Below are 20,474 nucleotides of genomic sequence, written 5' to 3'. Positions count from 1 at the left end.
TCAGGCCCCGCGGACGCCGATGCGTCGGGTCACGCTCAAGAGCAACCCTGCCGCGGCCATCGAGACGAACAGCGAACTGCCACCCGCCGAGAAGAAGGGCAGCGTGAGACCGGTCACCGGCATGACGCCGGTGACGCCGCCGAGGTTGATGATCGCCTGCACACCGAACCAGGCGGCGATCCCGCCGGCGAGGAGCATGCCGAAGCGATCCGGTGCGGCCAGTGCGGTCTGCACGCCGAACAGGACGAGCATGGCGAAGCCGCCGATCACGGTGCCGGCCCCGATCATGCCGAGTTCGTCGGCGACGATCGCGAAGATGAAGTCGCTGTGGGCGTACGGCAGGTAGCCGGTCTTGGTGTTGCTGCCGCCGATGCCGGATCCGGCTGGTCCGCCGCTGGCGATGCTGATCGCGGCCTGGCTCATCTGCCAGCCGAGGTGGTCTTTCGTGCCGTCGGGGTCGAGGAAGGCGGTGAACCGGTCGAGGCGGGCCTGGCTCGACACGACGAACGCTGCGCCGACCGCCGTCGAGAGCGCGCCCATCGTGGCGAGCGGCGTGAACGGCACGCCGGCGATCCAGGCGATCGCGAAGACGATCGACCCGAGCACGATGGCCGAGCCGAGGTCTTTCTGAGCGAGGCAGAGTCCGGCGCCGACCGCGGCGATCCCGGCCAACGGGTAGAGGGTGCCGCTGCGGTGGTTCATCGCGTGCTGGCGTCGGGTGAGCAGGTCGGCGGCGAGGATCACCACGGCGAGCTTCAGGAACTCCGATGGCTGGACCGAGAAGCCGGCCACGCGGATCCAGGCGTTGGCGCCGTTGACGTTCGCTCCGATTCCCGGGGCGAAGGGCCCGAGCATCGCCGCGACGCCGATCAGCCCGATCGGCACGACGAACTTGCGCCACATCCGGTACGGGATGCGCGCCATGGCAACGAGGCCGATGAGACCGAACCCGGCCCACATCGACTGCCGGAGGAACACGGAGTACGGCGAGTTGCCCTGGTTGGCCTGCGTGACGGCGGAGGCCGAGAGCACCATCACGAGGCCGAGCATCACAAACACGGCGACGACGGCGATGATGCCGTACCAGGTTCCGGGCGGTGCGCCGAGGCGTTCACGACGCACGGTCGAGTCGCCGTCGGTCCGGGCGATGGCGCGCAGTCGGCTCGGTGTCCGGGTCGCTCGCTGCGGCTTGGTGCGGGTGCGGGGCGGGCGTACGCCCTTGTCGGCGAGCCGGTCGAGAGCGGCTTGGCGGCGGTCGTTGACGGTGAGTGCCGAGGTCATGGGCGTCGTCCTTGGTTCGAAGGCGATGGCGGGCTCGATGGCGAGTCCGTCGGAGTCGGGGTTGCAGACGTTGGCATCGGGGTTGCAGTCGTCGACGCGGCGTCCGGATCGTGGAGGGCGAGGACGAGTGTGCGGAACTCGTCGCCGCGCGCCTCGAACGAGGGGTACTGGTCGAGGCTGGCGCAGCCGGGCGAGAGCAACACGGTCTGTCCTGGGGTGGCGATCGACGCGGCGAGCTCGACCGCTTCGGTCAAGGTCGCGCGGCGTTCGATGCGATCGACCGATGCGAATGCGTCGACGATCTTGTCGGTGGTCTGCCCGATGGCGATGACGGTGTCGACTCGGTCGGCGTCGGTCGCCATTTCGGCGAGGTCGACGTACTTGTCTTTGCCGCCGGCGATCAGCACGATGTGGTCGAACGCCTTGATCGCCACGGCGGCGGCGTGCGGCGTCGTCGCCTTCGAGTCGTTGAACCAGTCGATGCCGTTCCATCGCCCGACGTGTTCGAGCCGATGCGGCGGACCGACGAACGTCTCGAGTGCTCGTGCGACGTCGCCCGGTGTGGCCAGGCCCGATTCGAGCACGAGGGCTGCGGCGGCGAGTGCGTTGGTGATGTCGTGCGGCAGGCTGCGTCGCATGGTCGCGATCTCGCAGATCGGGCCGGCCGGCCCGACGAGTGCGCCGTCTCGCACCGTGTAGTCGGCGTCGTCGGCACCGAACGTCCGGTGCCGCGCCGGCGCCCCGTCGAGGCATGCGATCACGGTGGCGTCGCTCACGAACCCGATGGCGGTGTCGTCGGATCGCTGGTTCGCCCAGATCTGGAACTTGGCCGCCCGGTAGCTGTCCATCGAGCGGTGCCAGTTGAGGTGGTCGGGTGCGAGGTTCAGCCACACGGCTGCGTCGGCCCGGAACGACGGCGTCCAGGCGAGACGGAAGCTCGCACACTCGACGACGAAGGCGTCGAAGCCGTCGTCGTCGATCGCGTCGACGAGCGGTGTGTCGGTGTTGCCAGCATCGATCGTCGACAGCCCGGCGGCGCGGAGCATGCCCACCGCGATCAGCGTGGTCGTGGTCTTGCCGTCGGTGCCGGTGACGGCGAGGAACGGCCGAGGTCCGCCCTCGCGCTGCTGCTCCCACCGATAGGCGAGCTCGATCTCCGACACCAGTTCGACGCCGAGTTCGTTGCTGACCTCGATGAGCCGGTGCGTCTCGGGGATGCCGGGTGCGGGGCTGACGATCGAGCAGGCGGCGACGACCTCGCGCAACTGTTCGGCGGTCGGGGCGTCGAGCAGTTCGACACCCAGTTCGGTGGCCACGTGTCGGCGTTCGTCGGTGACGACGTCGTCGGCGACGACCACGGTGTAGCCGCGTCGCAGCAGTGCCCGTGCGGTCGCCTGACCGGCGACGGCGAGCCCGTAGACCAGCGCAGTCGGTGAATCAGCAGCGGTCACAGGCCACCGTTCGAGAGGCTCGAGAAGTCGGCGATGAAGATGGCGAGCGCGAGCCCGACCGCGATGGCCGAGATCAGCCAGAAGCGGATGATGACGGTGGTCTCGGGCCATCCCATGAGTTCGAAGTGGTGGTGGATCGGCGACATGCGGAACAGTCGCTTCTTGCGCCCCGAGGCCTTGAAGACGCCCATCTGCAAGGCGACCGAACCGGCTTCCATCACGTTGATGGCACAGAGCAGCACGATGAGGAGATGGGTGTTCGTCGTGAGGGCGAGGAAGGCCAGCGCGGCACCGATGGCCAGCGCTCCGACGTCGCCCATGAAGATGCGGGCGGGAGCGGCGTTCCACCACAGGAAGCCGAGGCAGCCGCCGCCGAACGCTGCGGCGAACACGCCGAGGTCGAGCGGGTTGACGACCGAGGGGTACAGGTCGGCGTTGCGGAAGGTGAGGTAGGCGATGATGACGAACGCTCCGAAGCCCATGAGAGCCGAACCGGCGGCGAGGCCGTCGAGTCCGTCGGTGACGTTGACGGCGTTGGTCGTCGCCCAGATGATCGCCCCGGCCCAGAGGATCCACACGATCGTGGGGACTTCGAACCCGAACTCCTCGGCGCGGGTGATCGAGATCGATTCCGAGATGCCGGTGCCGACGACGAGCCACCAGGCCATGCCGAAGCTCGCCGCCATGGTGATGTAGTTCTTCTGCTTCCAGAAGATGCCGCGGTTGTGACGCTTGCGCACCTTGATGTAGTCGTCGAGGAATCCCATCAGCGCCATGAAGGCGACGCCTGCCCACATGATGAGCGACTGGGTGGCGAACGGGAAGTCGCCGCGCACGTGCGCGACCAACCAGCCGAGGAACGCCGCACCGACGATGGCGATGCCGCCCATGGTCGGTGTGCCCTGTTTGGCCATGTGATGTTCGGGACCGAGGTCTTCCTTCCCGAGGATCGGCTGACCCTGACCTCGGTTGCGGAAGAACACGATGAGCGCACGCGTGCCGAACAGGGAGGCGACGGTGGAGATGGCTGCGGCCAGGATGATGGCGATCACGATGTGTGCGTTCTTTCTTCAGCGAGAGGTGCGTCGGCGTCGAGCAGAGCCATCGCCACGCGGCGGTCGTCGAAGTCGATGACGACGTCTCCGAGGTCTTGCGTGGCTTCGTGGCCCTTGCCGGCGATGAGGACGATGTCGCCACGTTCGGCGACATCGAGCGCTTCAGCGATTGCGGCTCGGCGGTCTGGATTCGAAGTCGTCGAGGAACGGTACTCCTCGCCGACCCCCGACAGGACGTCATCGATGATCCGGGCGGGATCTTCGGTTCGCGGGTTGTCGGAGGTCACGATGGTCCGGTCGGCCAGTCGCGAGCTCACGTCGCCCATCGCCGGACGCTTGTCGCGGTCACGGTCACCGCCGCACCCGAACGTGACGATGACCCGATGATCGGGGCCGACCACGCGTCGAGCCGACATCAGCAACTGCTCGAGACCGTCGGGGGTGTGCGCGTAGTCGACCACGACGCTGATGCCGCGTCGGTCGGCCGCAGCGCTCTCGACGCGTTCGAAACGGCCGGGCACGGTCGACAGGCGTGCGACGCCGGCGACGGCCGCGTCGAGGTCGATGCCGAGTTCGGCGGCGATGGTGAGCGCTGCGAGCGAGTTGGCGACGTTGAAGTCGCCTCCGATCGGCACGTCGACGTCGTGGCCACGCCATCGGTACGAGTGGCGTCCGGCTTCGACCGCCACGTCGGTGACCTCGTCGACCGAGATCTCGACGACACGCATCGAGTCGTCGCCGGTGCGGTCGGTGAGCACGTCGGCCAGCACGCGGCCGTGGGGGTCGTCGACGTTGACCACGGCGATCGGTGCGAACGATCGGTCGAACAGCATCGACTTGGCGCGGAAGTACTCCTCGACGGTCTCGTGGAGGTCGAGGTGGTCCTGGCCGAAGTTGGTGAACGCGACGACGTCGAACGTCGTGCCGTCGACGCGGTGCAGCGCGAGCGCGTGCGACGACACTTCCATCACCGCTGCGGTGTTGCCGTCGGTCACGAATCCGGCGAGCGTCTGTTGCAGGTCTGCGGCTTCCGGGGTCGTGCGCGGCCCGTGGAGGGTTCCGATCACGCCGGTGCGGTGTCCCACGTCGTCGAGGATCGTCGCGACGAGCTGCGCCGTGGTGGTCTTGCCGTTGGTGCCGGTGATGCCGACGGTGACGAGGGCGTCGCTGGGGTGCCCGTACACGGCGGCGGCGGCGGGCCCGACGGCGATGCGCGTGTCGTCGACGACGAGTTGGGTCGCGCCGGTTGCGCCGGTCAGTTCGTGGTCGACGAGCAGTGCGCTCGCTCCCGCGGCGACGGCCGAGTCGGCGAACGTGTGACCGTCGAACGCCGCACCACGCAAGCAGGCGAACATCGAGCCGTGCTCGACGGCGCGCGAGTCGTGTGTCGCCCCGATCACCTCGACGCTGCCGTCACCGATGAGTTCGCACCTGACACCGACCGCTCGGACTGCGTCGGCGACCGCCGCAGCGTTCAGTGCCATCTCAGCAGCCGCCGGAGTCTTCGGGGGGTTGGATGTCGAGCTCGTGGATGAGCGACGGGGCGAGTTCGGCGAACACGGGCGCTGCTGCGGTGCCGCCGAAGCGACCACCGGAACCGGCGGGCGGCTGGTCGACGGCGATGAGGACGGTCACCTGCGGGTCTTCGGCCGGGAAGAAGCCGACGAAACTCGAGTAGTAGACGCGGTCACCGTTCTCGTCGTAGTAGGTGCCGTTGTCGGCCGCCTTGAACGCGGTGCCGGTCTTGCCGGCGATCGACAGCCCCTCCACCTGTGCTCGCGTGGCCGTGCCTTCACACACCACTCGGCGCATCATCTCGGTCGTCTGTGCTGCGGCGGTTTCCGACACCACTCGGCGCGTCTCCGACGCCGGCATCATCGTGCTGCTGCCGTCGGGGCCGACGGTCTCGCTGACCAGGCGGGGCGCCACGTAGGTGCCGCCGTTGGCGATCGTGTTGACCGCGGCGACCATCTGGATGGGCGTGCTCGACATGCCCTGGCCGTAGGCGACGGTCACGCGCTCCGAGCCCCACAGTTCGTCGACGTCTTTGAAGATGCCCGGCGATTCGCCCGGGTAGTCGAGCGCCGTCCGCTCGCCGAGTCCGAAGGCCTCCATGTAGTCGTAGTGGACGAAGCGTCCCATCTGTTCCTGCACGGTGATCGTGCCGATGTTCGACGACTCGATGAGGATCTGCGACACCGTGATCGGGTCGGTCGGGTGCTCGTGGGAGTCCTTGAGGAGGTCGTCGTAGTACTGCTTGCGCCACGGGACCTCGAACGTCGTGTCGGGCGTGACGACGCCTTCGTTGAGCGCACCGGCGATGGTGATGACCTTGGCGACCGAACCGGGCTCGTAGCTGTCGACGGCGACGTAGTTGCCGCTCGTCACTTCCGGTTCGCCCGTCTCGTCGTCACGACGGATCGAGACGTTGGCCAGGATCTCGCCGGAGTCGACGTCCATGACCACGGCGAGTCCGCCGCGTGCGCCGAGTTCGGCGACCTGTTCGCGCATGCGCTCCTCGGTCTGGAACTGCAGCGAGCGGTCGATCGTGAGCACGAGATCGTCGCCGTCGACCGGTTCGACCGACACGGTCTCGGTGCCGGGGATCGTACGGCCGCCGGGTGCGATCTCGCGGGAGAGTTCGCCGCCGGTTCCGGTGAGGACGTCGTCGTACTGCAATTCGAGGCCCGATGCGCCGACGCCGTCGATGTCGGTCCGGCCGAGCACACTGCGGCCGGTGGTGCCCCCGGGCATGACGCGGATCGTCTCGGGGTCGACGTTGATGCCGGCCATGCCGAGCGAGGCGATGTGGTCGCCGATCGTGTCGTCGACCTGACGAGCGACGTAGACGAAGCCGCGCTTCTCCTCCGCGTTGACCTCCTCGAGGAGCTCTGCGGTCTTCTCGTCGGAGAGGTCGAGCAGGTCGTCGAGCAACTGGACGGTTGCCGGGCCGTTCTCGAGCAGCTTCGGGTTGATCGAGATCGCAGCAGCCGGCACCGACATGGCGAGCTCGTTGCCGTGGCGGTCGAAGATCGTGCCGCGGTTCGCGGCGATCTGCTCGGTCCGGGTCCACTGTGCGGCACCTGCGGTGCGCAGCGAGTCGGCCTTCGAGGTCTGGAGCAGCACGACTCGTCCGGCGATGAGGGCGAGCAGTGCAACGAGGCCGAGCAACGCGGCGATCAGGCGGCGGCGCGGTCGACCGGCCTTGCGGTCCTGGGCGCGCAGCTGCGGCGACGGTGCGGTGATCCGGCTGCGCACGGCGTCGCGGCGTTCGGCCCGAGTGCGCGGCTTGCTGCGACGGGTGAGACCGCGGGGCGGTGTGGGCGTCGAGCGACGACGACGTGTCTCGGACGGGCTGCGCGTCGTGGCGACACGTCGGCCGCTCCGGTCGCGTCGTCCGTCGTCGGCGACGACTCGCTCTCGCTTGCCGGCGGTGCGGCGCTTCGTCGTGGTCGCGCTCGACCGTCCGGCGGCTGCCCGGCTTCGACCGTGCTGTTTCGAGCCGCTGCGCTTCGGTGAACTCTGCGTTCGTGACGCGCCGGCGCGCTTGGCGGCGCCGACGTCTTTGACCATCGGTGTCCGACGGCTCATGGCTGCCCCGCCGACACGGCCTTGACGTCGCGGAACTGGTCGAGCGGGTCGGCGTCGTCGAGCACGCGGACCACGTCGCCCGACACGACCCCGCCGGCGGCGATCTGGCGAGCGAGCGCGTCGGGGTCGATCGAGACGAACTCGTTGGTGGTGCCGCGGACCATGCCCAGTCGGGTGGCCTCGTCGGCGATCCGTTCGGGCGAGCGCAACACCGCCCGGTCGCGACGCAGCGCCCCGAACCGTTCGCGCGCCTCGTCGACGCTGCGCTCGAGTCCGTCGATCTCGAGTTGCCGCTGGGCGAGTTGGGTGTGGAACACCGCGGCACCGAGCATGCCGCCGATGACGACGAAGATGGCGATGCCGACGAAGATCGCGGGCCATCGACGACGGCGCGGGGCGACCACGCTCAGCTTCGGCGTGCGCTGGCTCTTGCGTCCTGTCGAGATCGACTGCTTCTTGGGAGCACGGCTCCGGAGTGGGACCGCCATCAGCCGTGATCCTCGGCCGACACCGGGCGGCCGTCGCTCTTGCGAATCGGCTCGATCTTCTCGATCACTCGTAGCAGTGCGCTCTTGGCCCGCCGGTTGCGTTCGGCCTCCTCGGTCGACGCTCGTTTGGCGACGCCGCGGACGATGCGCACGGTCTGGATCGCTCCGCACACGCACGGGAGGTCGTGCGGGCAGTCGCAGGCGCCGGCGGCCAGCGCGAACCGTTGTTTCACGATGCGGTCTTCGCCCGAGTGGTACGAGAGCACGGCGACGCGTCCGCCGGGCACGGTCGCCTCGACCGCCTGGTCGAGCGCTCTCGGGAGCACGTCGAGTTCGTTGTTGACCTCGATGCGGATGGCCTGGAACGTCCGCTTGGCAGGGTGTCCGCCGGTGCGTCGGGCCGGTGCCGGAATGGCCGACGTGACGATCTCGGCGAGTTCGGTCGTGGTCTGCACGGGGCGTGCCGCGACGATGGCTTTGGCGATCCGCTTGGCGAAGCGTTCGTCGCCGTGCAACTTGATGATGCGGGCGAGTTCGTGCTCGTCGTAGCCGTTGACGACGTCGTCGGCCGACCACTGCTGCTCGCTGTTCATCCGCATGTCGACCGGGCCGTCGTTGCGGTACGAGAAGCCACGGTCGGCTTCGTCGAGTTGCGGCGACGACACGCCGAGGTCGAACAGGGCGCCGCTGATCTCGGTCACGCCGTGGTCGGCGAGCGCCTCGTCGAACTCGTCGAAGCGACGCTTGCTGGTCTTCACTCGGTCGGCGAACTCGGTGAGTCGTGCGATCGCCGCAGCGATCGCCACCGAATCCTGGTCGATCCCGATGACGTCGAGGTCGGGGCGGCTCGACAGCAGCGCTGCCGTGTGGCCGCCACCGCCGAGCGTCGCGTCGACGATCGTCCCCGAGGGAACGTCGCGGAAGATCTCGGTGATCTCGTCGACCATCACCGGGTCGTGTTCGAACGTGGTCATGATGCTTGCTCCGGTCCACTGGTCGCGCCGGCGAGTTCGTCCTTGCCCGACGCTTCTTCGTTCTCGAATTGGACGGGATCCCACACTTCGATGCGGTCGAGGACGCCCACGACGACCACGGGTTGGTTCACGTCGATGCCGGCGTAGTCACGCAACTTGGCGTCGAGCAGGATCCGTCCCTGCTTGTCGGGGGACACGGTGAGCACCGACGAGGCGTAGGCACGCTGCCGGCTGCGAGACACGCGCCCGGCGTTGACGTCGTCGATCATCTTCTCGGCTTCGGTCCGGAAGGCCGACTCGCTCAGCACCTTGACGCAGGCGTCTTCACCGAAGGTCAGGTAGCAGTGCTCGCCGATGCTGGAACGAAACGATGACGGCAGCGCCACTCGTCCTCGTTCGTCGAGCTGTCGCTCGTGCACACCGGTGAACACCGTCGTACCGCTTTCTGCCACGTGACCCGTGCGTCTGCCATGCCGGAATCAACGGGTCAGCTCCCCCGGCGGCCCCAATGATGCCCCCAAACTCCCCCATCGTCAACCATATTCCCCACATTCCCCCCACATCTCCCCCGCCGCTCCCACGAGCACCGACGTGATCGACGCCGAAAATGTCACGCACACTGTCGATGAACCCCAGCGTGTGGCGCGTGCGGCCGCGCGTCGACCCGCGGCGACGCTTCGAGAGATCGCGCCGTGCCGGACGCGACATGGACGCGACATGAACGCGACGGAACGCGCGGGACTGGTCGGGTCAGGACGCCAGTGGGATGTACTGGCGCCAGGTGTCGGGCATCGCGCTCGTCGACACGACGACCCATGCGGTTGAGCGCGGCGGGCGGCACGGGCGGGCGAGGCGCATGCCCGCTTCCTCCGGCGTGCGGTCGCGCTTGCCCATGTTGCACGGGCGGCATGCGGCCACGACGTTCTCCCAGGTGTTGCCGCCGCCACGCGACCGCGGGAAGACGTGGTCGATCGAGTCGGCCCGGTCGCCGCAGTACTGACAGCGATGGTCGTCGCGAGCGAAGATGGCGCGACGCGACAGTGCGACGCGTCGCACGTAGGGCACCTTCACCATGTAGCGGAGTCGGATCACCGACGGGCAGGCGAGTTCGAGTGACTCGGAGTGCAGCACGCTGCCGTCGCCTTCGAGCAGGTCGGCCTTGTCGGCGAGCACGAGGCAGGTGGCGCGCCGTGACGACACGACGGACAGCGGCTCATAGCTGGCGTTGAGGACGAGCGCGCTGGACATGGAGCGACCCTACTCAGCCACTCCTGGCGGTGTCAGCCGGGGTATTTCCCCGCCTCGAAGTTGCGGCACCATCGGAGATAGTTCACCACATCGTCGGGTTCCCATGCATGCTCGGGATCGCCGTACTGCGTGATCAGCCGGAACCGCAGGTACTCCCCCGACGGCACGGGCAGGAACGGTCGCCGCTTCCACCAACCAGGCGGCGCGGTCCGCCGCATCTGGCGAAGCGCGGTCGGCCACAGCGACGGCCGCCGCAGCACCGCGAGTCCGGCACGAATCACGAATTCACCATCACACCGGCACCCACACCGGCACCCACACCGCCACCGCCTGCATCACAGCACGTCGTCAGCGCCGCAGGCACTGAAAGCGACGCAATCGCCCCCGGGCGATTGCTTGGAGCGACGCGGGCGGGTGGGCGGGTCATGACGGCCGGGGTTCTTTGGGGAGGCCGAGGATCATCTCGCCGATGATGTTGCGCTGCACCTGGCTGGAGCCGGCGTAGATGGTGCCGGCGCGAGCGTTGAGGAACGTGTTGACCCACGAGCCCGAGACGTTGGGTGCGCCGGGGTCGTCGGCGCCGAACGATGACGGCGGCTTGCGTCCTTCGATGACGAGTGCGTCGGCGCCCATGATGTCGACGGCGAGTTCGGTGACGATCTTGTGGTACTCGCTCCAGAAGAGCTTGCCGATCGCGGCGTCGGGTCCGGGGTGGTGGCCGGCGAGGAACTGGGTGAGCACGCGCATGCCGTTGAACTTCATGATGCGCACCTGCGAGTGGCACCAGGCGAGCTTCTGGCGGATCTTGGGGTCGTCGGTGACGCCGCGCTCTTGGGCCATGGCCTTGAGGCGGTCGAATTCGGCTTCGAAGCGGATGGGTGCGGTCGCTGCTGCTTCGCCTCGTTCGAATCCGAGGAGCGACATGGCCACGGCCCAACCGTTGTTGAGGCCGCCGACGATGTTGTCTTTCGGGACGCGGGCGTCGGTGTAGAACACTTCGTTGAATTCGCTGTCGCCGCTGATCATCTTGATCGGGCGGACTTCGATGCCGGGCTGGTCCATCGGGACGAGCATGAAGGAGATGCCCTTGTGCTTCGGCCCGTCGGGATCGGTGCGCGTGAGCGTGAAGATGTGGTCGGCGAGGTGGCCGGCCGAGGTCCAGATCTTCTGTCCGTTGAGGATCCACTCGTCGCCGTCGAGTTCGGCGCGGAGGCCGACGTTGCCGAGGTCGGAGCCGGCGTCGGGCTCGGAGTAGCCCTGGCACCAGGTGTCGTCGCCTTTGAGGAGGCGGGGCAGGTAGTAGGCCTTCTGTTCGTCGGTGCCCCACATGAGGAGGGTGTTGCCGAGCATCTGGATGCTGAACGCGTCGTTGGGTCCGCCGCTGGGCACGCCGGCCTTGGTGAACTCTTCGGCGAGGATGACCTGTTCGGTGGCGGTCAGGCCGCCGCCGCCGTACTCGGCGGGCCAGCCGGGTGCGAGGTAGCGGGCTTCGTAGAGGGTGTTGCGCCAGTTGGCGATGAACTCGTCGAGTTCTTCGCCTTCGAGCTTGCCGGTGCCTTCCCAGTTGGACGGGAGTTTTTCGGCGAGGAATGCCTGGACCTTCTCACGGTAGGCCTCGGCTTCTGCGGTGTACGACGGCTGCATGGCGGCCACCGTAGCAACCCTCGTTACCGATCGGTAACTCGATCTGGGGTGTCTCGTGTGCCGACGGCGAGCGATGCGGCGCGGACGAGCATCGAGATGTGTTCGACCGGTTCGATCAGTTCGAGGTCGGCGACGTAGCCGAGCCGTGAGCGTTGTTTGATTTCGCGCCGGCAGGTGTCGAGTACGGCGTCGCCGAATGCGTCGATGACGCTGCCGGTGACGTACACGGTGTCGATGTCGACCATGGCGGCGGTCGACGAGATCGCCCGACCGAGCATCATGCCGGCGCGTTCGATGATCGAGGGGTTGGCGCGGCGCAGCGGGCGGTTCATCTCGGCTTCGAGCGCGATCGTCGAGAGGTAGGGGTCGAGGCAGCCGCGAGCACCGCACCAGCATTCGAGGCCGCCGGGGTCGACGTTGCTGTGGGCGATCGATCCGGCGTTGCCGTGTGAGCCCGAGAGACGGATGCCGCCGAGTACGACGGCCGAGTCGACGACGGCGTCGGCGACGATGGCCATGAAGCTCGGGGTGGAGGTGGCTTCGCCGAGCCAGCGTTCGGCTTCGGCGGCTGCTCCCCCGGCGCTGTCGAGGATGACCGGGCGACCGGTGAGCGCCTCCACGTGTTCGACGATGGCGAAGTTGAGCCACGACGGCACGTGCGGTGGCGACACCGTGCCCGACTGGAGGTCGATGGGTCCGACGCAGCTGACGCCGACGGCGACGTAGTCGTCGGGTGATCCGGCAGCGGCGAGCACGCGCCGGACGAGTCGCTCGAGCGAACGCCACACGTCGCGGGTCGGCATCGACACGCGGTCGCGGACGAGGACGTTGCCGTCGGTGTCGACGAGTCCGACGGCGAGTCGGCCCGGTTCGATCGCGATGGCGAGCACGGGCCCGTCGGGTCGCGCTGCGGATCGGTCGGTGGGGCGGGTGGCGTCGGTCATCTCGCGGACTCGGCGATCGTCGCTGCTCATGCTGGTCTGCCGTGCATCACCATGGTTCGGCAACCCTATGCGGCGGTGACCGTGAGCCGACGACATCTCCGGGCACTTCGCGTCTAACCTTCCGACCGTGACGACGGATACTTTCGCTGGCGACGCCACCTCTCCGCAGAACGGCGGTGGTCCAGCGGCGGCCGACGTCGCCCCTCGGGGCTTTGCCGGCCTCTTCCAGGCGATCACCGACAACATCGCTCAGGTGATCCACGGCAAGCCCGAGGCGATCGAGTTGGCGGTCATCTGTCTGCTGGCCGAAGGCCATCTGCTCGTCGAGGACGTGCCCGGGGTGGGCAAGACGAGTCTGGCCAAGGCGTTGTCGGCGTCGGTCGACTGTTCGTGGAAGCGTGTGCAGTTCACGCCCGATCTCCTGCCGACCGATCTGGTCGGCATCAGCATCTATCAGCGCTCGACCGAGACGTTCCGGTTCGAGCCGGGGCCGTTGTTCGCCAACATCCTGCTCGCCGACGAGATCAACCGGGCGTCGCCGAAGACGCAGTCGGCGTTGCTCGAAGCAATGGAGGAGCGTCAGGTCACCGTCGATGGTGAGAGCCGTACGCTCGCTCCGCCGTTCATGGTCATCGCCACGCAGAACCCGGTCGAGCAGGAGGGCACCTACCGCCTGCCCGAGAGTCAGCTCGACCGGTTCCTGTTGCGTATCTCGATCGGGTATCCGGGCCGAACGGCCGAGATGCAGATGCTCGACGATCAGGGATCGAGCGACGTGATCCGTTCCCTCTCCCCTGTCGTGTCGGCCGAGGAGGTCCTCGGGATGATCGACGCGGTCAAGTCGGTCTACATGGCGAGTGCGTTGAAGTCGTATCTCGTCGACATCTCCGAGGCGAGCCGTCGCCATCCGTCGATCGAGCTCGGATTGTCGCCTCGGGCGACGTTGCAACTCGCTGCGGGCGCTCGCGCTCACGCTGCTGCTCGCGGCCGCAACTACGCGACGCCCGACGACGTCAAGGCCGTGGGTGTGGCGGCGCTGAGCCACCGCATCGTGATGCGCAACGACGCTGGTTCCCAGCTGAGTGCCGACGACGCGATCCTTGAGGTCTTCCAGGCCGTTCCCGTCCCGGTCGCTCGTTCCTGACGGCGATCGGGTCTCGATCGACCATGGCGTCCTCAATCGAACGAGTCGAGGCGGTGCGTTCGTGCTGACGCGTCAGGGCATCGTCGCCGCGGTGGCCGGCGTCGCTGCGCTCGTCATCGGGCGCATGTTCGGTGTGATCGAGTTGTTCGTGATCGGTGCCGGGTTCCTGGCTGCGGTCGTGGTCGCGCTGGTGTTCGTGTCGCTTCGTGCTCCGTCGGTCACGGGCACGCGTTGGATCCATCCGAAGGTGCTGGTGGCGGGCGATGTCGGTCGTGTCGATCTGCAACTCACCCATCACGGTGTCGTTCGCTCGACTCGCTTCACGCTTCACGAGCGGATCGGCCGCACGCATGCGCCCGAGAACGCTGCCCGCCTCGGCGTCGAGCCGATGGCCGCCCGGTCGCAGGCCGGCGCGGGGTATCGCCTGCCGACGTCGACCCGCGGCCTCGTGCACCTCGGCCCGCTCACGAGTGAGGTCCGCGATCCGCTGGGGATCGCTCGACGGTTCCGGCCGGTCGCCGGCACCGACACGGTCACGGTGGCGCCGCGAGCTCACCTGCTCGACATCCCGACGTTGGGCAGCGGTCCGCTCGGCCGCCAGTTGATGGCGACGGCTCGACGGCTCGGGCCGGGCGAGTTCCATTCGCTGCGCGAGTACGCCGACGGCGACGAGCCGCGTTCGATCCACTGGCGTGCGTCGGCGCGGTCCGAGACGCTGCTGGTGAAGGAGTATGCGGTCGAGGGTCTGCGCCGTGTGCTCATCGTGTTCGATGCCGATCTGGCGTCGTATGCCGATGCGGCGTCATTCGAACGCGGGGTCACCGCTGCGGCCAGCCTGGCCAAGTCGGCCGGTGCGGCGGGGCTCACCACGCGTTTCGTCACCAACGGCGGCAACGACCTGCGCGGCCCCGACGTGGCCGAGCACGCGCTGGCGTTGCTCGCCGAGATCCAGCCGACGAGCGCACCGTTCGGTCAACTCGATCGCGATCCGGGCGAAGGCGTCGGGTTGCTGGTCGTCGTCACGGGCACGACTCGGTCGGCCGGTTGGCGAGCGGCGTCGTCGGTGGTCGACCCGACGCTGACCGTCGTGCCGATCACGACCGACGAGGCGCCCCGTGGTCCGGTCGGTGCTGCGGCGCGGACCGAGGCGGAGTTGGTGTCGTCGTGGCGGGCGATCACCGGTCGCGGGTCGGGCGTGGCGGCACATCGGAAGCGACACGAAACAACCGGTGCCGTGCCGGGCGAGCAGTTCACCGCTCCGACATCATCTGGGGCACCATGAGCGAGCCCCGCGTCACCTCTGAGATCGTCGACGATCATTCGTTGGCCGACGAACTGGTCGCCAGCGCTGCGCTGACCGTGTTCTCGCTCGCCGTCGCCGCCGGGTTCGCCCGAGTGTTCAGCGGCTGGGACTTCTTCGACAATCTGGCGGTCGTGGCGATCGCCGGTCACGCGCTGTCGCTCGTGCTTCGCCGGGCGCGACTGCCGCTGTGGGCGTCGTTCCCGATCATCGTCGCCGCGCTCGTGTGGCTGATCGGTGCGATGTACTACCGGTCGACGTACTCGCTGATGTTGCCCACGTCCGACACGTGGGAGTTGTTCCGGCTCGAACTCGACCTCGTCGGCGAACAGTTCCGTACGGCCGTGGCTCCGGTCGCGTTCCTCGGCGGGTGGGACGTGCTCGCGTCGATCGGCGTCGCCGCCACCGTCGTGCTGTCCGACACGTTCGCGTTCCGCGCCTTTGCCCGGGCCGAGTCGCTGGTGCCTGGCGGCGTGCTGTTCGTGTTCGTCGCTGCGCTCGGCAGCGATCGCAGCAGAGTCGCACTCACCGTCGTGCTCGTCGCCGCCGGCGTGCTCGCGACCGTGGTGTTGCGAGCCCACCACACCCCTGCCCGCTCGGCGACGATCGGCGTCAAACGACGCACGATCGGTGTGGCTCTCCCTGCCGCTGTGGTGACCGCGCTGGTGGTCGGTGTCGTCGCCGGCGCCATCGGCCCGCGCATTCCCGGCGCCGACGCCGAGCCCATCTACGAGACCAAGGGCGGCAACGGCGGCAGCGTCACCGAGGTCATCAGCCCGCTGGTCGACATCAGGTCGCGGCTCACCAATCAGTCGCCGACCGAACTGTTCGTGGTCGAGGCCACGACCGATTCGTACTGGCGGTCGTCGGCACTCCCGAAGTTCGACGGTCGCACGTGGGGCCTTCCCGAACGCGGACTCGAACGGACGAACGGCGCACTGTCGGTCGCCGCGGCGGGCTCGGTCGAGATCCGTCAGAACATCACCGTGTCGGCGCTCGGCGGTCAACTCCTTCCGGCCGCCGCCGATCCGATCGCGGCCAGCGGATCCGACGAGCTGCGCTTCAACGCCGATGCGGCGACCCTCGTCAAGACGGGCGACGAACTGTCGGCGGGCGACACGTTCGAGATCGTGTCGGCGTCGCCCCGGTTCTCGTCGGCCCAACTGTCGGTCGCCTCCAGCCTCGACCCTGGTGATCCGATCTACCTCGAGTTGCCCGAGAACTTCCCGTCGTCGGTCGTCGACACCGCCCGCGCGGTGACCGGTTCGGCGACGACCCCGTACGAGGCGGCGCTCGCGTTGCAGAACTGGTTCCGCGAGGAGTTCACCTACTCGCTCGAGATCCAGGAGGGGCACGGCAACAACGCGATCGAGAACTTCCTTAACGACCGCGTCGGGTACTGCGAGCAGTTCGCCGGCACGTACGCCGCGATGCTGCGAGCGGTCGGCATTCCGTCGCGAGTCGCGGTCGGGTTCACGCAGGGGGCGAACAACGGCGCCAACGAGTTCTCGGTCCTCGGACGCAACGCCCACGCCTGGCCCGAGGTGTGGTTCGACGGTCTGGGCTGGGTCCCGTTCGAGCCGACGCCCGGTCGCGGCGCTCCGGGCGCCGAGGAGTACACGGGTATCGCCCCGCAGCAAGACACCGGTCCGGCGGGTGGCGACCCCGAGCCCGACACGTCCGACGACAGCGCCGCGCCGGCTCCGGCGCCGACCACTCCCCCGACCACCGTGTTCGGCGGCGGGGCCACGCCGACCACCGTCGCCGACGGCAACTCGCTTCCGTCGAACCTTCCGGACGAGACGGTCACCACGGCCGCGCCGCTCCCCGACGATTCGTCGTCATCGCCCTGGCGGCTCCTCGTCGGGTTCCTCGTCATCGCTGCCCTGCTCGCCGCACCCGCCGTAGCGCGGCGCGTCCGGCGGCGTCATCACGAGCAACCGGCGGTCGAGATCCAACGGCTCTGGGCGCGGGCGATCGCCGCGGTGTCGGCGGTGGGCGTCGACGTCCGGCCCGATCTCACCCCCGACGAGACGGCGCAGCGGACGCACGACGGCTTTCCGATGGCCGCTCGGCCGATGGCGGCGCTCGCCGAGTCGGTGACCGCGGCGACGTATGCCCGTGAGGGTGCCGACACGCTCGGCGCCGACGGCACCTACGGCACGACCCTGATCGGCAACTGCTCGGTGTGGTGCCGGCAGATCGAGAAGGCGGTGTCCGACTCGATGCCGACCGGCGCCCGGCTTCGCCGGTACTTCACCACCTGGGCGTGACCGCAGTCAGCGAGGGCTCGGGCGAACGCGTCGATCTCGGCGTCGAGTGCTCGTGAGCGTGTGACCGGAACGGCTGGGCCCGACCGGGAGGGGGGGGAACGACGGAACGACGGAGCGACTCAGTCGCGGACGTCGCTCTGCTCACCGGGACGGTTCCCGCTGAGCCAGGCCGAGATCGGCAGTTGGCCGAGTCGTTCACGACCGATGAGGCGCATCTCGGATTCGAGCATGACCGCCATGGCGAGCACGATCACGAAGCCGACGAACGCGACCACGAAACTGACGGCGAGGCCACCGATGGTGACGGCGAGGCCGACGACGAGGCCGGCGATGAGCAGGAACGAGCGACGACGCGAGACGCGGTAACCGCGCTGCGCGAACGTTGGGTCCTGCTCCAGTTCTTCTTCGATCTGGCGAAGAATCCGCTGTTCGTCTTCCGACAGTGGCACTTCTACATCATCGCACGTCCGCGGGCGTTCCTCAACGCGGCCGAACATCTTCTGTCGGAAACGTTGCAACTCGTTCGTCTCGCCACACCATGTCATGTCGCTGTCCGGTCGGTCCGCACCAACCGGGGCGGCTGCGTCACGACGGGTCATCGGGGCCCCACTGTTGCCCGCCGCGCCGCACCGGGTCGATGCGCCCACGTGAGATCGAGCTCGCCGGGCCGATGGCATCGGTCCCGAAGCGGCTGCGAATCTCGTCGAGCGCATCGGTCGTCGCCGTCCAGTCGGGTGTGTCGACGGCGATGTCGTCGAAGCTCAGTTGAGCGACGGGTTCACCGAGGTTCGAGCCGCTCACGCCGAGGAGGCGGACGCCGGGGCTCGGATCGATGCCGTCGAGCACCGGCCCGAGGAGGTCGATGATCTCGTACGCCTGGTCGACGGTGTCGGAGGTCGTGATCGATCTCGTGATGGTCGTGAATCCGGCGAAGCGAACCTTCAGCGTCCAGGTGCGAGCCCCGACCCCCTGGTTTCTCATCCGTTGCGTCACCGCATCGACGAGGCGAACCAGTTCGCGGCGCACCTCCTGCGGCGTGTGCTTGTCGACCGGGTAGGTCTCCTCGTGCCCGATCGACTTCGCATCTCGATCGGGTTCGACGTCTCGATCGTCGGCGCCGGCCGCCAGCGCCGACAGGTGGCGCGCCTGGTTCGTACCCAGCGACGTCGTCAGAATCGCGAGGTCGACGCGCCGGAGGTCGGCAACGCTGGCGATGCCGATGCGGTGCAGCTTCTCGAGCGTGGCCGGGCCCACGCCCCACAGCCGTTTGACCGGGAGCGGGTCGAGAAACGCCTGCTCGGTTCCGGGTTCGATGACCGTGACGCCGTCGCCCGGTTCGATGCGGTCTCGGTGGGCGATCGGCTTGGCCTCGACCGATGCGAGCTTCGCGAGGAACTTGTTGGGTGCGACGCCGACGCTGCACCCGAGTTCGAGTTCGTCGCGCACCGCCGCTCGGATCTGACGTCCGATCGATCGGCCGTCGCCGAAGAGTCGGAGCGCGCCGGTGACGTCGAGGAACGCCTCGTCGAGCGAGAGCGGCTCGACCAAGGGCGTGAACCGGTCGAAGATCTCGCGGACCTGTTTGCTCACCTCGGAGTAGAGGGCGTGGTCACCGGGCAGGAACACGGCGTGAGGGCATCGACGTTTCGCCACCGACGAGGGCAGCGCCGAGTGCACCCCGAACCGACGCGCTTCGTATGACGCCGCGGCGACGACGCCGCGGTTGCCGGTGCCGCCCACCACGACGGGTTGACCGGCCAGCTCAGGCCGCCGACGCAACTCGACCGACACGAAGAACGCGTCCATGTCGGCGTGCAGGATCGTTCGGTGCTGCGAGGGGCCACTCACCGTCACAGTCTGCCGCAGGGCACCCGGACCGATTCGCCCGGGCGGCGTTAGATTGCGACACATGGAGACGCCTCGGCCGCTCTCGGCCCTGCCCTCAGTCGGCGTTCGCGCCGGTGCCTTCGTGGCCATTCTGCTCAGCGGACTCGCCGGCGGACTCATCGGCTACTCACTCATCGCACTGCAGTGCGATGGCGACTGCGGCCTGCCGAAGGGCATCGGCATCCTCGTCGGCTCGCTCATCGCGGCCGGTGGCATGGCGATCGTCGCCGTGCTCGTCATGCGCGCCCTCGGCGAATGGCGTGAAGTCGAAGACCGCGAACGCGCCGGCCACGCTCCATGAGCGGGCCCGACACCGGATCCGCCGACACTGGGTCCGCGGACACCGGATCATCGAACCCGTCAGCGTCGGAGCTCGACGAACTCCGCCACCTCGCCGTCGACATCGCGTTCGAGGCGGGCAGCCACGCGCAAGCGGCCCGATCCGCGCTCGGTCCTGGCAAGCGAGCCGCGCACGACACGAAGTCGAGCGCGGTCGACCCGGTCACACAGTTCGATCGAGAGACCGAAGCACTGGTGGTCGAGCGACTCCGATCCGAACGGCCCGACGACTCGATCGTCGGCGAGGAAGGCGCCAACCACCGCGGCACCAACGACTTCGAGTGGCACATCGACCCGATCGACGGGACGGTCAACTTCGTCTACGACCTACCGGGCTGGTGCACGTCGATCGGTCTGCTCCATCGTGGTGATCCGGTGGTCGGCGCGGTCTACTCGCCGCCGCTCGGCGACCGCGACACGGCGCTGTTCAGTGCCGCACGAGGTGCCGGGGCCTGGCTCGGCGACGACCCGATCGAGGTCTCGACCGCCACCGACTCGACGACATCACTCGTCGCCACCGGATTCAGCTACCACCTCGATCAGCACCGGGTCGAGCAGGCCGAGCGCATCGCCCGGGTGCTCCCCCACGTACGCGACATCCGCCGCATGGGTTCGGCGGCGCTCGACCTCGCGTTCGTCGCGGCCGGACGCGTCGATGCCTACTTCGAGGAGTTCATCAGCTCGTGGGACGTCGCTGCCGGAGTGCTCATCGTTCGCGAAGCGGGTGGGATCGTCACCACATTCGCCGGAAACGAGCTCGACGTGCGTGCGCCCGCAGGCGTTCTCGCGGCAGGTCACGGCCTCCACGACACGCTTCGGAAGCGCATCCAGACCCCGTCGTAGCAAACGTTCTGC

At 68.4% G+C, this 20,474-nt stretch carries 19 protein-coding genes; 5 read left to right on the top strand and 14 right to left on the bottom strand.

The genetic code is table 11. From position 1 onward, the window contains the following. From ftsW to YM304_RS09675, 12 genes are all read right to left on the bottom strand, one after another. A complete protein-coding gene (gene ftsW / locus YM304_RS09730) occupies positions 1-1,281 on the bottom strand; it encodes a putative lipid II flippase FtsW (protein WP_015441506.1) in 1,281 nt (426 codons plus the stop codon). After that, on the bottom strand, positions 1,278-2,732 hold the full coding sequence (gene murD, locus YM304_RS09725) for a UDP-N-acetylmuramoyl-L-alanine--D-glutamate ligase (RefSeq protein WP_015441505.1): 1,455 nt from the start codon (positions 2,730-2,732) through the stop codon (positions 1,278-1,280). Before murD ends, ftsW begins: the two co-directional genes overlap by 4 nt. After that, positions 2,729-3,784 (bottom strand): phospho-N-acetylmuramoyl-pentapeptide-transferase, encoded by a 1,056-nt coding sequence (gene mraY, locus YM304_RS09720; RefSeq protein ID WP_015441504.1) that lies wholly within the window; start codon positions 3,782-3,784, stop codon positions 2,729-2,731. The genes murD and mraY overlap by 4 nt, the downstream gene beginning before the upstream one ends. Further along, positions 3,781-5,271: a UDP-N-acetylmuramoyl-L-alanyl-D-glutamate--2,6-diaminopimelate ligase gene (locus tag YM304_RS09715; RefSeq protein WP_015441503.1), complete on the bottom strand. Its 1,491-nt coding sequence runs from the start codon at positions 5,269-5,271 to the stop codon at positions 3,781-3,783. Before YM304_RS09715 ends, mraY begins: the two co-directional genes overlap by 4 nt. A 1-nt stretch (position 5,272) precedes the next feature. Beyond that, positions 5,273-7,378, bottom strand: coding sequence for a peptidoglycan D,D-transpeptidase FtsI family protein (locus tag YM304_RS09710; RefSeq protein WP_154723390.1), 2,106 nt, complete (start codon positions 7,376-7,378; stop codon positions 5,273-5,275). After that, on the bottom strand, positions 7,375-7,866 hold the full coding sequence (locus YM304_RS24700) for an FtsB/FtsL family cell division protein (RefSeq protein ID WP_015441501.1): 492 nt from the start codon (positions 7,864-7,866) through the stop codon (positions 7,375-7,377). Before YM304_RS24700 ends, YM304_RS09710 begins: the two co-directional genes overlap by 4 nt. Next, positions 7,866-8,840, bottom strand: a complete 975-nt coding sequence (rsmH, locus tag YM304_RS09700; protein WP_015441500.1) for a 16S rRNA (cytosine(1402)-N(4))-methyltransferase RsmH — start codon at positions 8,838-8,840, stop codon at positions 7,866-7,868. The genes YM304_RS24700 and rsmH overlap by 1 nt, the downstream gene beginning before the upstream one ends. Then, a complete protein-coding gene (locus YM304_RS09695) occupies positions 8,837-9,292 on the bottom strand; it encodes a division/cell wall cluster transcriptional repressor MraZ (RefSeq protein ID WP_083908293.1) in 456 nt (151 codons plus the stop codon). Before YM304_RS09695 ends, rsmH begins: the two co-directional genes overlap by 4 nt. 298 nt (positions 9,293-9,590) lie before the next feature. Beyond that, complete coding sequence (locus tag YM304_RS09690; protein WP_015441498.1) at positions 9,591-10,088, bottom strand: HNH endonuclease; 498 nt, start codon at positions 10,086-10,088, stop codon at positions 9,591-9,593. 32 nt (positions 10,089-10,120) lie between these two features. Next, positions 10,121-10,369, bottom strand: coding sequence for a hypothetical protein (locus tag YM304_RS09685; RefSeq protein WP_015441497.1), 249 nt, complete (start codon positions 10,367-10,369; stop codon positions 10,121-10,123). 142 nt (positions 10,370-10,511) lie between these two features. Next, positions 10,512-11,732 carry an acyl-CoA dehydrogenase family protein gene (locus tag YM304_RS09680; protein ID WP_015441496.1) on the bottom strand — a complete coding sequence of 407 codons (1,221 nt, stop codon included), beginning with the start codon at positions 11,730-11,732 and terminating at the stop codon, positions 10,512-10,514. Positions 11,733-11,755: 23 nt separating this feature from the next. Further along, on the bottom strand, positions 11,756-12,706 hold the full coding sequence (locus tag YM304_RS09675; protein WP_015441495.1) for an ROK family protein: 951 nt from the start codon (positions 12,704-12,706) through the stop codon (positions 11,756-11,758). Between the two features lie 97 nt (positions 12,707-12,803). On the opposite strand from YM304_RS09675, the gene YM304_RS09670 reads away from it, so the two are divergent. The 3 genes from YM304_RS09670 to YM304_RS09660 all read left to right on the top strand — a co-directional run bounded on the left by YM304_RS09670 (position 12,804) and on the right by YM304_RS09660 (position 17,393). Continuing rightward, complete coding sequence (locus YM304_RS09670; protein ID WP_015441494.1) at positions 12,804-13,820, top strand: AAA family ATPase; 1,017 nt, start codon at positions 12,804-12,806, stop codon at positions 13,818-13,820. 61 nt (positions 13,821-13,881) lie between these two features. Then, positions 13,882-15,102: a DUF58 domain-containing protein gene (locus YM304_RS09665; RefSeq protein ID WP_015441493.1), complete on the top strand. Its 1,221-nt coding sequence runs from the start codon at positions 13,882-13,884 to the stop codon at positions 15,100-15,102. Beyond that, positions 15,099-17,393 (top strand): transglutaminase TgpA family protein, encoded by a 2,295-nt coding sequence (locus tag YM304_RS09660; RefSeq protein WP_015441492.1) that lies wholly within the window; start codon positions 15,099-15,101, stop codon positions 17,391-17,393. The genes YM304_RS09665 and YM304_RS09660 overlap by 4 nt, the downstream gene beginning before the upstream one ends. Before the next feature lie 119 nt (positions 17,394-17,512). Here YM304_RS09660 and YM304_RS25040 read toward each other — a convergent pair whose 3' ends face one another. After that, complete coding sequence (locus tag YM304_RS25040; RefSeq protein ID WP_015441491.1) at positions 17,513-17,842, bottom strand: DUF3040 domain-containing protein; 330 nt, start codon at positions 17,840-17,842, stop codon at positions 17,513-17,515. Positions 17,843-17,978: 136 nt separating this feature from the next. Further along, on the bottom strand, positions 17,979-19,241 hold the full coding sequence (dinB, locus tag YM304_RS09650) for a DNA polymerase IV (protein ID WP_015441490.1): 1,263 nt from the start codon (positions 19,239-19,241) through the stop codon (positions 17,979-17,981). 61 nt (positions 19,242-19,302) lie between these two features. Between dinB and YM304_RS09645 the strand changes: the two genes are divergently transcribed. Together YM304_RS09645 and YM304_RS09640 are read left to right on the top strand one after the other, a co-directional pair. Beyond that, a complete protein-coding gene (locus YM304_RS09645) occupies positions 19,303-19,581 on the top strand; it encodes a hypothetical protein (RefSeq protein ID WP_015441489.1) in 279 nt (92 codons plus the stop codon). Next, positions 19,578-20,462, top strand: coding sequence for an inositol monophosphatase family protein (locus YM304_RS09640; RefSeq protein ID WP_015441488.1), 885 nt, complete (start codon positions 19,578-19,580; stop codon positions 20,460-20,462). Before YM304_RS09645 ends, YM304_RS09640 begins: the two co-directional genes overlap by 4 nt. The last annotated feature ends 12 nt before the right edge of the window (positions 20,463-20,474 follow it).

The sequence above is a fragment of the Ilumatobacter coccineus YM16-304 genome (assembly GCF_000348785.1).
In the GTDB taxonomy this organism is placed as follows: Bacteria; Actinomycetota; Acidimicrobiia; order Acidimicrobiales; family Ilumatobacteraceae; genus Ilumatobacter_A; species Ilumatobacter_A coccineus.
This window is presented reverse-complemented; position numbering and strand designations above follow the sequence as displayed.

Bases quoted from the DNA above. Each gene is read 5' to 3' on its own strand.
- ftsW (WP_015441506.1), bottom strand. From the start codon at position 1,281: ATGACCTCGGCACTCACCGTCAACGACCGCCGCCAAGCCGCTCTCGAC.
- YM304_RS09715 (WP_015441503.1), bottom strand. From the start codon at position 5,271: ATGGCACTGAACGCTGCGGCGGTCGCCGACGCAGTCCGAGCGGTCGGT.
- YM304_RS09710 (WP_154723390.1), bottom strand. From the start codon at position 7,378: ATGAGCCGTCGGACACCGATGGTCAAAGACGTCGGCGCCGCCAAGCGC.
- YM304_RS24700 (WP_015441501.1), bottom strand. From the start codon at position 7,866: ATGGCGGTCCCACTCCGGAGCCGTGCTCCCAAGAAGCAGTCGATCTCG.
- rsmH (WP_015441500.1), bottom strand. From the start codon at position 8,840: ATGACCACGTTCGAACACGACCCGGTGATGGTCGACGAGATCACCGAG.
- YM304_RS09690 (WP_015441498.1), bottom strand. From the start codon at position 10,088: ATGTCCAGCGCGCTCGTCCTCAACGCCAGCTATGAGCCGCTGTCCGTC.
- YM304_RS09680 (WP_015441496.1), bottom strand. From the start codon at position 11,732: ATGCAGCCGTCGTACACCGCAGAAGCCGAGGCCTACCGTGAGAAGGTC.
- YM304_RS09675 (WP_015441495.1), bottom strand. From the start codon at position 12,706: ATGAGCAGCGACGATCGCCGAGTCCGCGAGATGACCGACGCCACCCGC.
- YM304_RS09660 (WP_015441492.1), top strand. From the start codon at position 15,099: ATGAGCGAGCCCCGCGTCACCTCTGAGATCGTCGACGATCATTCGTTG.
- YM304_RS09645 (WP_015441489.1), top strand. From the start codon at position 19,303: ATGGAGACGCCTCGGCCGCTCTCGGCCCTGCCCTCAGTCGGCGTTCGC.
- YM304_RS09640 (WP_015441488.1), top strand. From the start codon at position 19,578: ATGAGCGGGCCCGACACCGGATCCGCCGACACTGGGTCCGCGGACACC.